Source organism: Burkholderia gladioli, from assembly GCF_000959725.1.
GTDB classification, from domain to species: domain Bacteria; phylum Pseudomonadota; class Gammaproteobacteria; order Burkholderiales; family Burkholderiaceae; genus Burkholderia; species Burkholderia gladioli.
This window is the reverse complement of the sequence record NZ_CP009323.1, coordinates 918,562-930,927: the sequence shown is the minus strand read 5'-3', so window position 1 is coordinate 930,927 and position 12,366 is coordinate 918,562. Positions and strand designations below refer to the sequence as shown.

At 70.9% G+C, this 12,366-nt stretch carries 12 protein-coding genes; 8 read left to right on the top strand and 4 right to left on the bottom strand.

The features are described from left to right. Positions 1-251 precede the first annotated feature (251 nt). Together BM43_RS21070 and BM43_RS21065 are read right to left on the bottom strand one after the other, a co-directional pair. A complete protein-coding gene (locus tag BM43_RS21070) occupies positions 252-779 on the bottom strand; it encodes a GNAT family N-acetyltransferase (RefSeq protein ID WP_036049297.1) in 528 nt (175 codons plus the stop codon). A gap of 60 nt (positions 780-839) precedes the next feature. After that, positions 840-1,694 (bottom strand): AraC family transcriptional regulator, encoded by an 855-nt coding sequence (locus BM43_RS21065; RefSeq protein WP_036049299.1) that lies wholly within the window; start codon positions 1,692-1,694, stop codon positions 840-842. A gap of 505 nt (positions 1,695-2,199) precedes the next feature. On the opposite strand from BM43_RS21065, the gene BM43_RS21055 reads away from it, so the two are divergent. From BM43_RS21055 to BM43_RS21025, 7 genes are all read left to right on the top strand, one after another. Continuing rightward, positions 2,200-3,237, top strand: coding sequence for an ABC transporter substrate-binding protein (locus tag BM43_RS21055; RefSeq protein WP_036049304.1), 1,038 nt, complete (start codon positions 2,200-2,202; stop codon positions 3,235-3,237). Between the two features lie 50 nt (positions 3,238-3,287). Continuing rightward, positions 3,288-4,277 (top strand): quinone oxidoreductase family protein, encoded by a 990-nt coding sequence (locus tag BM43_RS21050; protein WP_036049307.1) that lies wholly within the window; start codon positions 3,288-3,290, stop codon positions 4,275-4,277. A gap of 122 nt (positions 4,278-4,399) precedes the next feature. After that, positions 4,400-5,695, top strand: coding sequence for an MFS transporter (tcuC, locus tag BM43_RS21045; protein ID WP_036049310.1), 1,296 nt, complete (start codon positions 4,400-4,402; stop codon positions 5,693-5,695). A 21-nt stretch (positions 5,696-5,716) separates the two neighbouring features. Then, positions 5,717-6,394 carry a response regulator gene (locus BM43_RS21040; protein WP_025096935.1) on the top strand — a complete coding sequence of 226 codons (678 nt, stop codon included), beginning with the start codon at positions 5,717-5,719 and terminating at the stop codon, positions 6,392-6,394. Then, positions 6,387-7,748 (top strand): sensor histidine kinase, encoded by a 1,362-nt coding sequence (locus BM43_RS21035; protein ID WP_036049313.1) that lies wholly within the window; start codon positions 6,387-6,389, stop codon positions 7,746-7,748. The genes BM43_RS21040 and BM43_RS21035 overlap by 8 nt, the downstream gene beginning before the upstream one ends. A gap of 151 nt (positions 7,749-7,899) precedes the next feature. Further along, the gene (locus BM43_RS21030; RefSeq protein WP_036049316.1) at positions 7,900-8,217 is read left to right on the top strand and encodes a hypothetical protein; all 318 of its coding nucleotides are present in this window, start codon (positions 7,900-7,902) and stop codon (positions 8,215-8,217) included. Beyond that, positions 8,214-9,050 carry a hypothetical protein gene (locus tag BM43_RS21025; RefSeq protein ID WP_052409126.1) on the top strand — a complete coding sequence of 279 codons (837 nt, stop codon included), beginning with the start codon at positions 8,214-8,216 and terminating at the stop codon, positions 9,048-9,050. Before BM43_RS21030 ends, BM43_RS21025 begins: the two co-directional genes overlap by 4 nt. An 18-nt stretch (positions 9,051-9,068) precedes the next feature. Here the strand turns inward: BM43_RS21025 and BM43_RS21020 are convergent, their stop codons facing one another. Then, positions 9,069-9,794 (bottom strand): NAD-dependent epimerase/dehydratase family protein, encoded by a 726-nt coding sequence (locus tag BM43_RS21020; RefSeq protein ID WP_036053006.1) that lies wholly within the window; start codon positions 9,792-9,794, stop codon positions 9,069-9,071. A gap of 249 nt (positions 9,795-10,043) precedes the next feature. Here BM43_RS21020 and BM43_RS21015 point away from each other — a divergent pair, with 249 nt between their 5' ends. Then, positions 10,044-11,198 (top strand): methionine aminotransferase, encoded by a 1,155-nt coding sequence (locus BM43_RS21015; RefSeq protein WP_036049319.1) that lies wholly within the window; start codon positions 10,044-10,046, stop codon positions 11,196-11,198. 31 nt (positions 11,199-11,229) lie between these two features. Here BM43_RS21015 and BM43_RS21010 read toward each other — a convergent pair whose 3' ends face one another. After that, a complete protein-coding gene (locus tag BM43_RS21010) occupies positions 11,230-12,192 on the bottom strand; it encodes a quinone oxidoreductase family protein (RefSeq protein WP_036049321.1) in 963 nt (320 codons plus the stop codon). Positions 12,193-12,366 lie beyond the last annotated feature (174 nt).

The window sequence follows — 12,366 nt, the reverse complement described above, 5'->3', positions numbered from 1 at the left end:
CGTAGCGCCGAAACGCCCTGGAATTAATGAATTATGTTCAACGTAACGTTGAGCTCAATTCATTTCCAATGCCGGGCCGTCATGCTGGCTTGCCCAGCCGGCGGGAAGGTCGAGCGCGAGCTCGTGCCATCCAATGACGATGGCTACGCGGACCGGATGGCCCCGATCACGCTGGCCGTCGCGAGGCGCCGCCGGGCGAATGCGTGCGCTGGCCGATTTAGGCAGCACGCCATCGACGAGCCGCCCTCGTCTCAACGTGGCGCCAGATCGAGCCGGAAGAACAGCGAGTTGCGATCGGGGAAATCGTATTTGACGGGCACTTCGTGAGCGGCGATCTGCACGAAACCCTCGCGCCGGTAGAAGGCGTGCGAACGTGTGGAGACAGCGGGCGTGTCGAGCACGATGGTCGAGACGCCGGCCTGCCGCGCATGCGCGAGCAAGGTCCCGAACAGGCGCGCGGCGCAGCCGCGATCGGCGCCGCGCCAGTCGGCCGCGACGAAGAACTTCTTCATCACCGCGATGCCCTGGCCCTTCAACTGCAGGGCGATGGTGCCGACCACCCGACCGGCTTCATCGAGGGCGACCCAGAAGCCGCCGCCGGTCGCGGTGTAGTGAGCGGGGATGTCGAGCAGGTCGGGCTGGTCCTTGATGGGGATGCCGACCCCGCCCTCGACGTTCTGGACATGCAGGATCAGCGCGACGGCGGGTTCGGCATGTGCAGGTTCGAAGGCGACGATGCGCGGCGCGGCGGGGGGGAGCGGTGTGGCGGAAGACGACATGATGTCCTGGTTCGACGGTGGAGAATGCCGTGAACCTTAGCGCCCGCGCGGCCTCGCGATCTAGAACGTTCCTGCGCGCCGTCGCGCGGCCAGGGTGCCCGGCGTCATGCCGAACATCGCCTTGAAATGGCGGCCCATATGGCTCTGGTCCGCGAAGCCGGTGGCGGCCGCCACCTCGGGCAAGGGCTCGCCCGCCAGCAGCCGGCGCTTGGCCTCGACCAGGCGCAGCACCAGTTGATAACGATGCGGGCTCAGGCCGTAGGCTGCCGTGAAGCGCCGTCCGAGCTCGGCCACGGACAGCGAGGCCTCGCCTGCGAGCTGTTCTAGCGAGACGTTGCGATCGTGGAAGCTGCGCAGGTAATCGGCGGCGCGGCGCAGCCGCACGTCGGGCGCGCCGGGCGCGGCTTGCAGCGCCGTCGTCTGGCCGGCGCCGAGCGCCTTCAGCACGCGTTCACAGAACAGCGACCATTCCCCGTCCCAGCTCGCGACGGCCTCGGGCTGCGTGAACAGGCGCGCGGCGAAATCCGCGAACTGCGCGGCCGCGCCGAGGTGGCGACGCGGCGTGAGCAACAGCTCGGGCGCGACGCCGTGCATCGCGCAACGCGCGCGCCATTCGGCATCGGGGATGTAGAACATGGTGTATTCGCTCACGCCGCCGTCGATGCAGCGGCCCGCGTGCGCGGCCTGCGGCGGCAGCGCATAGAGTTCGCCGGGCGCGACGATCACCGGGCGGCGCGCGCTCGCCGAGATGTCCTTGGTGCCGAGCTGCACGGCGGCCACCGCCCAGGTGTCGTGCGCGTGCGCGACGAAGCGGTGTTGCTCGAAGTGGGTTTGCATCAGCTCGACGCCGGCCGATTGCAGCTGGCCGTAGCGGACACGGTCGCGCGAGGCATCGGGGCGGGCGGAGTCGGGCATGGACGGGGTCACCAGGACAGGACGCGGCGGAGCAATGCCGGCCGCGGCGCGCGGCGGGCGCCACGCGCTGCGGCGCATTCTAGCGCGGCGCCGGGCCGGGTGCTGGCTGCCCTGGCGGTTGCTTCCCCGGCAGCGCACGGCGAGCCGCACCGCGGCCTTCCGCCTTCAGGCCGCCGCGCCGCGCGCCGCAAGCACCGCGATCGGTCGCGTGCGCCGGCCGGTGTAGGGGGCGAGTGTCGATCATGTCGGAAAGGCGTTGATTTACAGGATAAATGGCGTGGAACGACATAAACTCTGCCGCGAAACGGGCCAATGGCCGTTGGAGCCGCCGCCACCCGCGCCGAGGGTAAATACCGAGAAAACTGCGCAAGCGCTGAAGGGAATCAGAAGGCGTCGGATTTTTATACTGGGCACCGTTGACGCGGGCTTGCCCGCCACGATCCGGTGCATTCAGGAACCGGACGCGAAGCGCGGCCCGCATGCCGCGAGAAGGAGACAGATCCCCATGCATTCCCTGGTCCGCCACCTCGTTCGCCTGCTGCTGCCCGGCGCGCTCGCCCTCGCGTGCGCCGCGGTGCCGGCCGGCGCGAGCGCGGAGCCCATCAAGCTGATGATGGGCGGGATGTCGAAGATCGTCTACCTGCCCGCCGTGCTGGCCCAGCAACTCGGTTATTTCCGCGATGCCGGGCTCGAGGTGCGGATCCTGTCGGTGCCGGCCGGCATCGACACCTCGACCGAGCTGATCGCCGGGGCGATCCACGGCGCGGTCGGTTTCTACGATCACACCATCGACCTGCAGAGCCGTGGCCAGGACGTGCTGTCGGTGATCGTGTTCGTGCGCGCCGCGGGCCTGGCCGAGCTGGCCACCACGCGGCCGCGCGGCGGCGTGCCGATGCAGTCGATCGACGAGGCGCGCGGCCGCCGGCTCGGCGTGACCGGCTTCGGCGCCTCCACCTGGGTGCTGACGCGCTACCTGAGCACCCGCGCCGGCATCGCGCCGGGCGAGTACACGGTGGTGCCGCTCGCCTCGGACACGCGTTTCGTCGACGCGCTCGAACACGGCACGATCGACGCCGGCATGGTCGAGGAGCCGACCGCCACGCGCCTGCTGTCGAGCGGCGCCGCGCGCGTGCTGGTGGACCTGCGCAGCGTCGAGGGCACGCGCGCCCAGCTCGGTGGCACCTATGTGGGCGCCTGCCTCTACCTGCGCCGCAGCTGGGTGCTCGCGCATCGCGACCAGACCCAGCGTCTGGTGCAGGCCCTGGTGCGCGCGCTGCGCTACCTCGATACGCACAGCGCCGAGCAGGTCGTGTCGATCCTGCCCGACAGCGTGACCGGCGCCGACCGCGCCGGCTACACGCGCGCGCTGGCGCTGGCCAAGCCCTCGTTCTCGAGCGACGGGCGCATGCCCGAGGATGCGCCGCAGACGGTGCTCAAGGTTCTGGTGTCGAACGGGACCGGGCTGATGGCCCGGCACGTCGACTTGTCGCGTACCTATACGAATTCCTTCGTCGACGGCACGCAGCGGGACGTCTTCCACTGAGGCCTGCAAGGGGCGACGCGAAGACGGCAGGCAAGCGGATGAGAAGCAGCATGAAAGCGATTCGTATCGAGCAGTACGGCGGACCGGAGGTCCTGCGGCGCGTCGAGATGGCGGTGCCCCAGCCGGGCCCCGGCGAGGTGCTGGTGAAGCTGGCCTATGCCGGCGTCAATTTCATGGACGTGCACACGCGCCAGGGCAAGTACCGCGATTCGCGGACCTACCCGGTGCGGATCCCCTGCACGCTCGGCATGGAAGGCGCGGGCGAGGTGGTGCGGGCCGGCCCCGGCGCGAGCGGTTTCGAGCCGGGCCAGCGGGTGGCCTGGTGCATCGCCTGGGGCGCCTATGCCGAGTACGCCGTGGTGCCGGCCGCGCGCCTCGCTCACGTGCCCGAGGCGATCGCGCTCGACCTGGCCGCCGCCGCGATCTTCCAGGGCTCGACCGCGCACTACCTGCTCGACGACGTGGCCGACATCCGCGCCGGCAGCACCTGCCTGGTCCATGCGGCCTCGGGCGGGATCGGCCAGTTGCTGGTGCAGCTCGCGCGGCGCCGCGGCGCGACCGTGTTCGCCACCACCAGCAGTGCCGAGAAGGCCGCCGTGGCGAAGGCGCACGGCGCCCACCACGTGATGCTCTACGAGGACGGCCGCTTCGCCGACCGCGTGCGCGAGCTGACCGACGGCCGCGGCGTGGACGTGGTGTTCGACGCGGTCGGCCGGCCGACGCTGCGCGACAGCTTCCGCGCCACGCGCGTGCGCGGGCTGGTGGTGAACTACGGCGCGGTGGCCGGCTCGCTGAACGATCTCGATCCCTACGAACTGGGCGAGGCCGGCTCGCTGTTTCTGACGCGCCCGCGCCTGGCCGACCACCTGGCCGACGGCGACACCGTGCAGCGCCGCGCCGACGAAATCTTCGCCGCGCTGGCCGAGGGCGCGCTGTCGATCGAGATCAACGGCCGCTACACGCTCGACGACGTCGAGCTGGCCCACGCGGCGCTCGAGGAGCGTCGCCAGCTCGGCAAGGCGGTGATGCGGATCGGCTGAGCCGCTGCCCGCCCCGGGTTTTCGTTGTCGTTCCGTTTCAATCGTTTCAACCGTTTTCCGCCGCAACCGCAGCCCGCCGGGCCGCCGCGGCACCATGCGCGAGTCGCGAGGAAGTCCCCACCATGTCAGCAGTCAGTTCTGTCGAGCGTCGCGAATCCAGGGCGCGTTCGGTGTTCCGCGCGGTCAGCGGCAACTTCCTGGAGATGTACGACTTCACGGTCTACGGCTACTACGCGGCCGCCATTGCCGCCACCTTCTTCCCGGCCGGCAACGAGTTCGTCTCGCTGATGCTGGCCTTCTCGGTGTTCGGCGCGGGCTTCCTGATGCGCCCGATCGGCGCCATCGTGCTGGGCGCCTACATGGACCGCCACGGCCGCCGCAAGGGGCTGATCCTGTCGCTCACGCTGATGGCGATCGGCACCATGTGCGTGGCCTTCGTGCCGAGCTATCACGCCATCGGCCTGGTCGCGCCGGCCATCGTGCTGTTCGGGCGGCTGCTGCAGGGCTTCTCGGCCGGCGCCGAGCTCGGCGGCGTGTCGGTCTACCTGGCCGAGATCGCCACCAAGGGCAACCGCGGCTTCTACTGCTCCTGGCAGTCGGCCAGCCAGCAGGTGGCGGTGGTGTTCGCGGCCTCGCTCGGCGTGCTGCTGAACTCGGTGGTGCCGGCCCAGGAGATGACCAGCTGGGGCTGGCGCGTGCCCTTCGTGATCGGCTGCCTGATCGTGCCGTTCCTGTTCTACATCCGCCGCACCCTGCAGGAATCCGACGAGTTCGTGGCGCGCAAGCACCATCCGAGCATCGGCGAGATCACCCGCGCGATCTTCGCCAACTTCGGGCTGATCCTCGCCGGCATGGGCCTGGTGATCATGACCACCACCTCGTTCTACCTGATCACCGCCTACACGCCGACCTTCGGCAAGGTGGTGCTGAAGATGTCCTCGTTCGACGCGCTGCTGGTGACGGCCTGCGTGGGCATCTCGAACTTCGTCTGGCTGCCGATCTCGGGTGCCGTGTCGGACCGTTTCGGCCGCCGCCCGGTGATGCTCGCCTTCACGCTGCTGACCGTGTTCACCGCCTATCCGGCCATGCAGTGGCTGGTGGCCGGCCCCTCGTTCGGCAAGCTGCTGGCCGTCGAGCTGTGGCTCTCCCTGCTCTATGCGTGGTACAACGGCGCGATGGTGGTGGCGCTGACCGAGCTGATGCCGGTGAAGGTGCGCACCACCGGCTTCTCGATGGCCTATAGTCTGGCCACCATGATCGGCGGCTTCACGCCGGCGATCTCGACCTGGCTGATCCATGCCACCGGCGACAAGGCCGCGCCGGGCGCCTGGATGGGCGTGGCCGCCGTGTGCGGCATGATTGCGACGCTGCTGCTGTACCGGACCAAGGGTGCCCGGGAGCAGTACAAGCTCGCGTGAGCGGAGTGACAAGGAGAAGGCGTGAGGCTGCTGCTCGTCGAGGACAATGAAGAGCTGGCGCACTGGCTGGCGATGACGCTGACGGACGATGGCTTCATGCTCGATCGCGTGTCGAGCGGCGAGGCGGCCGAGGACGCGCTGCGCGCCTCGGCCTACGACGTGGTGCTGCTCGACCTGAACCTGCCCGGCATGTCGGGCAAGACCGTGCTGCGCCGCATGCGCGAGCGCGGCGACGCCACCCCGGTGCTGATCCTGACGGCCACCGGCGCGGTGGACGAGAAGGTGGTCTGCCTCGGCGCCGGCGCCGACGACTACATCGTCAAGCCCTTCGACGCGCGCGAGCTGGTGGCGCGCATCAAGGTGCTGGCGCGGCGCCAGGCGCCCTCGCGCTCGAACCGGCTGCGCTGCGGCAACCTGGTCTATGACATGGACCGCCTGCAGTTCGCCGTCGACGACGCGCCGCTGGTGCTCACGCCGCGCGAGCACGCGGTGCTCGAGGCGCTGATCCTGCGCGCCAAGAAGACCGTCTCCAAGACCACCCTGGCCGAATCGGTCAGCGCCGCCGACGCGCCGACCAGCGAGGACGCGATCGAGATCTACGTGTCGCGGCTGCGCAAGAAGCTGGAGGCCAGCAGCGCCACCATCATCACGCTGCGCGGGCTGGGCTACCTGCTCGAGGACGGCGCCGCCGATGAATAGCCTGCGCGTCAGGCTGCTGCTGTGGCTGGCGCTGCCGATGACGGTGTTCATCGTCGCGGCCGGGCTGATCACGCGCAGCAATGCCTGGCGCACCGCCAACCTGCTGCAGGACGAGGTGCTGCTGTCGGCCGCGCGCGTGATGGCCGGCAACGTCGGCTGGGACGGCAAGGACCTGAGCGCCTCGATCTCGCCGAGCGCGATCGAGATCCTCAGCACCGCGCGCGAGGACCAGGTGTTCTTCCGCGTGCAGGAGGTGGACGGGCCGATGATCGCCGGCACCTCGGACTTTCCGCAGACCGTGCCCGACGTGTCGCCCAAGTGGTACGACGCGGTGATGAACGGCGAGCCGGTGCGCGCCGTGTCGGTGATCCGGCCGATGTACGACGCCGGCTTCACGCGGCGCGTGGTGATCTCGGTGGGCCGCACCCTGCACGAGCGCGATGCGCTGGTGCTGGCGCTGTGGCGGCCGCAGATGTTCTATTTCTCCGCCATCCTGACGATCGCCGTGGTGCTGGTCTGCCTCGGGCTCACGCTCGAGTTGCGGCCGCTGGCGCGGCTCGCGCGGCGCATGCCCGAGCGCGTGCTGACCTCCTCGGTGCGCATCCAGCTCGAGCCGCTGCGCAGCGAGTTGCGGCCGATCGTCGGCGCCTTCAACCAGTGCCTGGAGATCATCGAGAAGCAGACCGCCATGCAGCGGCGCTTCGTCGCCGATGCCGCGCACCAGTTGCGCACGCCGCTTACCCTGCTCGGCACCCAACTGCAGTACGCGCGGCGGCAGAGCGATCCGGCCCAGGTACAGGACACCCTCAAGGCGATGCACCGCAGCAACCGCTCGCTGGTCGCGCTGACCAACCAGTTGCTGACGCTGGCCCAGGCCGAGGCCGCCGATTACGCGCAATACCCGGGCGTCGAGGTCGACCTGCGCGAGGTGGCGACCGCCACCATCGAGCAACTGGCGCTGCTGGCGCAGCGCCGCCGGGTCGAGCTCGTCGCGACGCTGGGCGAGGGGGGCGAAGTGGCCGTGGCCGGCAACGAGCAACTGCTGTCGGTGCTGGTGTTCAACCTGGTGGACAACGCGATCCGCTATTCGCCGGAAGGCGGCACCGTGACGGTCTCGCTCGAACCGCTGCCGGGCGCGGTGCGCCTGCGCGTGCGCGACGAGGGCGCCGGCATCGAGCCCGCCCTGCGCGAGAAGGTGTTCGAGCCGTTCTTCCGCGCCTCGCCGCAACCGGGCAGCGGGCTGGGGCTGGCGATCGTGCGCGAGATCGCGCGCGCGCATCGCGCCACGCTGCGGCTCGAGGATGGCGAGCCCGGACGCGGGCTGGTGGTGGTGGCGGAGTTTCCGCTCGCCTGAGCGGGTCGATGGTGCCTTCCGGGCGCCCGCGTTTGTCCGCGCGCTTCGTGCCGCTTCTTTATACGGTCTGTTCGCGCCGATCCTCACTCTTTACGCGCCCTTGATGCCGATCCGACCAGAATCCTCCGCTGGATTCCGGGAGATCGTCGTCATGTCTCGCATCGCTTCCTGGCCGCCCGCGTCGGCGGCATTCGCCTCGTTCCGTGCGCGCGCGCTCGGCCAGCGCTCGCTTGCCCTGGGCGGCGCGGCGGCCGCCGTCGTCGCGATCGCGCAAGGATGGACCGGCCTCGGGCTGTTGCTGTTCGTCGCGGCGCTGCTGCCCTTCGTGCTGGTCGGGCGCCGCGCCGCGCGTGCCTGCCCGCGCAACCTGCGCGCGCGCCGCCCGCGCGCTGCTCGCTGCGGATCCGGCGCCTGGTCTAGGCGCGGCCGCTTCCTCGTCTGCTTCCTTCGATACCCCTCTTCATCATGAGCCTCGGCAAACCGGGCAAGCTCGGGTCGGTCGCGTCCGACCCGCCGTCGATGTCCCCGCCGCGCGTGTCGACGCCGCCGCCGGTCCACACGCCGGCCCGGCAACGTCCGCCGACCCGGCAAGGCGGCGCGGCGCTGATGCCGCTCGCCGATCTCGCCGCGCAAGGGCGCGCGCAGCGCACGCGGTCTCCCGCGCCGGCGGAGGTCGAGCCTTCGACGCGCGAGCGCGCGATCGGCATCGCCGCCGCGTATGGACCGCCAGCCTTGCAGGCTTCGGCCGCGGCGCTCTCGCTGGCGACCGGCGCGCTGTCGCGAGGCAGCGCGACCACCACCACGCTGCACGCGACCGGCGCCACCAGCGGCGCGGCCTGGGCTGCCGCCGATCTCGCCGCTGAACTCGACAATTGGCTCGGCACGGCGCCGCACAATGCGGCGGCTTCGGCGGCGAATGCGCTGGGCGTGATCGCTGGTGCCTTGAGCGCGGCCGCCGCGCTGACGCCGGGACGCGACGGCATCCCGACCGGCTTCGCCTCGGCCTCGGCCTGGGCGGGCGGCGCGCTGGCCTCGGCGGCCGCCGTCACGCGGCTGCAGGACAGCTTCGCGCGGATCCTGCAGGGCGGCGGCGCGCTCGCCAACGGCACGGCCGCGGCGCTCTCGGAACTGGCGACCCAGGCGCAGGCGGCCGGCGATGGACAGCGCGCGGCCGTCTATACGATCGCCGCGGGCGCGCTGTGGCTGCTGGGGGCGACGCTGGCCGGCGGGGCTGCCGCGCGCGAGCGGCAGGTCGGCGCGGCGGTGCAGCGCCGCGCCGCGACCCCCGACGAGATGGCGTGAACGGTCGCGCGCGCCCGCTCAGGCGCTCGTGCGCGGTGTCCAGCCCAGCTCGCGCCGGGCTTTCCGGTTGGAAACCTGCTCGTTGTCGTCGACGATGTTGAAGATGCCCGTCGCGTTGCCGCGCAGTGCCAGCAGCGCGGCGCGCGCCGCATCTTCGACATGCACGGCCGGCGCGCCCGGCGCCGTGTCGGCGCCGGTATCGGGGCCGTACAGGCGCCCGTAGCGCAGCACCGTGCCGCGCAGCGGCGGGGTGGCCAGCACCGCATGTTCCAGGGCGACCACGCCGCCCACCGAGATGCGTCGCGCGCCTTCGGCGTCGGTGTCGAGCGGCTGCTCCTCGCGATACGGCTGCTCGCCCGGCGCGTAGGCCCAGGCGATGCTCTGCGCCACCATGCGGCGGCAGCCGGCCGTCAGCGCGGCCAGCACCAGGTTGAAGCTGCCCTGGCTGCGGATCCGCGCGTTGTCGACCACCGCCTGCGCCATGCGCGCCGGATCGAGATCGCGCGGCAGGTCGGTCAGCTGGTGGATCACCGCGTCGGGGGCGATGCGGCCCAGTTCGCGCGTGAGCGCGTCGACGTCGAACACGTCGACCACCACCGGCCGCGCGCCGAGGCTTTCCAATTGGGCCGCGCGCTCGGCCCGGCGGGTGGCGCCATGCACCTCGTAGCCGGCCTCGACCAGCAGCGGCACCAGCACACGGCCGATTACGCCGGAGGCGCCGGCGACGAACAGTCTTTCACTCATGAGGGGACTCCCGAACGGTTGCCGGTCGCCGCCGGGATCGGGCGCGAAGCGCGCGAGGCGGCGAACCATTGGGGCTAGCGTAAGGGCGCGCATGGCCTGCGCGATAGAGCCAATTTCGATCGAAATGGGCAGGACATCGTCCATGACACGAAACCCGCCTTCGTGCTTCGTTGCACGCGCGGGAGCGATGTGCCAACCTTGACGGCCGGATCACGCGGCGCCCGGCGCCGCCCCTCAGGAGTGCACCGAATGCGCAATTCATGCCGGATCGAGACCAAGCTGCCGCAAAGCGGCATTTCCGTCTTTTCCAGCATCGCGGAGCTGGCCGCGAAACACGATGCCGTGAACCTCTGGCAGGGCGCGCCCTCGTTCCCGACCGACCCGGCGCTGCTCGCCATGGCCGGGCGCGCCATGCAGGCCGGCTTCAACCAGTACGCGCCGATGGCCGGCTATCCGCCGCTCAAGGCGGCGCTGGCCGAGAAGACCGAGCGGCTGCACGGCGCGCGTTATCGGGCCGACAGCGAGATCACCGTGACCGCCGGCGCGAGCGAGGCGATCTATGCCGCGATCACGGCGCTGGTGCATGCCGGCGACGAGGTGATCTTCTTCGAGCCCGCCTTCGAGGTCTACGAGCCTTCGATTCGCCTGCAGGGCGCCACGCCGGTGGCGATCGGCATCCACCTGGATACGCTCGCGATCGACTGGGACGAGGTGGCCGCCGCGATCACGCCGCGCACGCGGATGATCATCGTGAACACGCCGCACAACCCGACCGGCGCGCTGTTCGGCGCCGAGGACATCGCGCGGCTGATCGCGCTCACGCGCGACACCGACATCGTGATCCTGTCGGACGAGGTGTACGAGCACATGGTGTATGACGGACGCGAGCACCTGAGCCTGGCGCGCTACCCGGAACTGGCCGAGCGCAGCGTGATCGCGCTCTCGCTGGGCAAGACCTATCACGCCACGGGCTGGCGTGTCGGTTATTGCCTGGCGCCCGCCGAGCTGAGCACCGAGATCCGCAAGGTGCACCAGTACGTGGTGTTCTCGGCACCGGCGCCGTTGCAGGCCGCGCTGGCCGAGCGGCTGGCCGCGCCGCGCAGCTATCTCGACCTGGCTGCCTTCTACCAGGCCAAGCGCGATCGGCTGGCGGCCGCGATGGCCGGCTCGCGGCTGGAACTGCTGCCTTGCGGCGGCAGCTTCTTCATGCTGGCGCGCTTCGAGCGCTTCTCCGAACTCGGCGACCAGGACTTCGTGTTCGAGCTGCTGCAGAAGCACGGCGTGGGCGCGATCCCGCTGGCCAGCTTCTACCAGGACCGGCGCGATACCGGCATCATCCGCCTGAGCTTCTGCAAGGACGACGCCACGCTCGACGAGGGCGGGCGCCGGCTCGCGGCGGTCTAGTCATCATGGCGACGCGCCGCCCGGCGCCGCGTCAGCAGTTCATCAGGATCTTGCCGATCGCGTTGCGGCTTTCCAGGAAGCGATGCGCCTCGGCGCCTTCCGACAAGGCGTAGCGCGCGGCGATCACCGGGCGCACCTCGCCCGCGCGTATCTGCGCGAACAGCTCGGCGGCGCGCTCGCGACGGATCTCGGCGCTGGTCAGCACGTTCCATAGATCGCCGCCCGTCAGTGTCAGCGAGCGGTCCATCAGCAGGCGCGGATCGACCGGATCGGGGTCGCCGGCCGCCATCCCGTAGAACACCACCGTGCCGCCGATGCGCGCGGCCGCCAGGCTCGCGCCCAGCGTGCGGCCGACCGAGTCGTAGACCACGTCGGCACCGCGCCCGCCGCCCAGCGTGGCGAGCGCGGCCGGCCAGTCGTCGTAGCCGGCCACCACGTCGGCGCCGGCCTCGAGCACGGCCTGGCGTCGCGTGCGGCTGGAGGCGATGCCGAGCACCGTGGCGCCCAGGCACTTCAGCATCTGCGTCAGCAACAGGCCCACGCCGCCCGCCGCCGCGTGGACCACGGCCAGGTGGCCGCGCGCGACGCGAAAGCTGTCGCGCACCAGGTATTGCGCGGTCAGGCCCTGCAGCAGCGTGGCCGCCGCGATCTCGGCGCCGATGTCCTCGGGCAGCGGGATCAGGCGATCCACATCGACCGCCACCAGTTCGGCGTTGGCGTACGGCATGTCGGCGAAACCGACGCGCGTGCCGCGCGGGAAACGCGTATCGCCCGCGGCGGCCGCTTCGATCACGCCCGCGCCTTCGTAGCCGAGGATCCAGGGCGCGCTGCCGCTCAGGTGGTAGTTGCCGTTGCGGCGATAGACGTCGGCGAAGTTCAGGCCGACGCTCTCGATGCGCACCAGCGCCTGGCCCGGCCCCGGCACGGGATCGGGACGCTCGCCCCACTGCAGGACTTCGGGGCCGCCGAATCGGTCGAAAAACAATGCGTGCATGAATGCGCCTCGTGGACGATGGACGGGCTGCGCGCCCGGCTGATGGAAACGGGTGCCGTCGTGCGGCTGCGAGAGCGTAGCGCATCGGCGCGGTAGCGTCGATGCGCGCGGGAGTGACCCGTGGCGGCGGCGCTTGCGCGTTGGCACCCGGCGGGCGGGTCGCTGGATAGGTGG

Coding starts and splice junctions, on each gene's coding strand:
- BM43_RS21070 (WP_036049297.1), bottom strand. CDS start 779: ATGTCGTCTTCCGCCACACCGCTCCCCCCCGCCGCGCCGCGCATCGTC.
- BM43_RS21065 (WP_036049299.1), bottom strand. CDS start 1,694: ATGCCCGACTCCGCCCGCCCCGATGCCTCGCGCGACCGTGTCCGCTAC.
- BM43_RS21055 (WP_036049304.1), top strand. CDS start 2,200: ATGCATTCCCTGGTCCGCCACCTCGTTCGCCTGCTGCTGCCCGGCGCG.
- BM43_RS21050 (WP_036049307.1), top strand. CDS start 3,288: ATGAAAGCGATTCGTATCGAGCAGTACGGCGGACCGGAGGTCCTGCGG.
- tcuC (WP_036049310.1), top strand. CDS start 4,400: ATGTCAGCAGTCAGTTCTGTCGAGCGTCGCGAATCCAGGGCGCGTTCG.
- BM43_RS21035 (WP_036049313.1), top strand. CDS start 6,387: ATGAATAGCCTGCGCGTCAGGCTGCTGCTGTGGCTGGCGCTGCCGATG.
- BM43_RS21030 (WP_036049316.1), top strand. CDS start 7,900: ATGTCTCGCATCGCTTCCTGGCCGCCCGCGTCGGCGGCATTCGCCTCG.
- BM43_RS21025 (WP_052409126.1), top strand. CDS start 8,214: ATGAGCCTCGGCAAACCGGGCAAGCTCGGGTCGGTCGCGTCCGACCCG.
- BM43_RS21020 (WP_036053006.1), bottom strand. CDS start 9,794: ATGAGTGAAAGACTGTTCGTCGCCGGCGCCTCCGGCGTAATCGGCCGT.
- BM43_RS21015 (WP_036049319.1), top strand. CDS start 10,044: ATGCGCAATTCATGCCGGATCGAGACCAAGCTGCCGCAAAGCGGCATT.
- BM43_RS21010 (WP_036049321.1), bottom strand. CDS start 12,192: ATGCACGCATTGTTTTTCGACCGATTCGGCGGCCCCGAAGTCCTGCAG.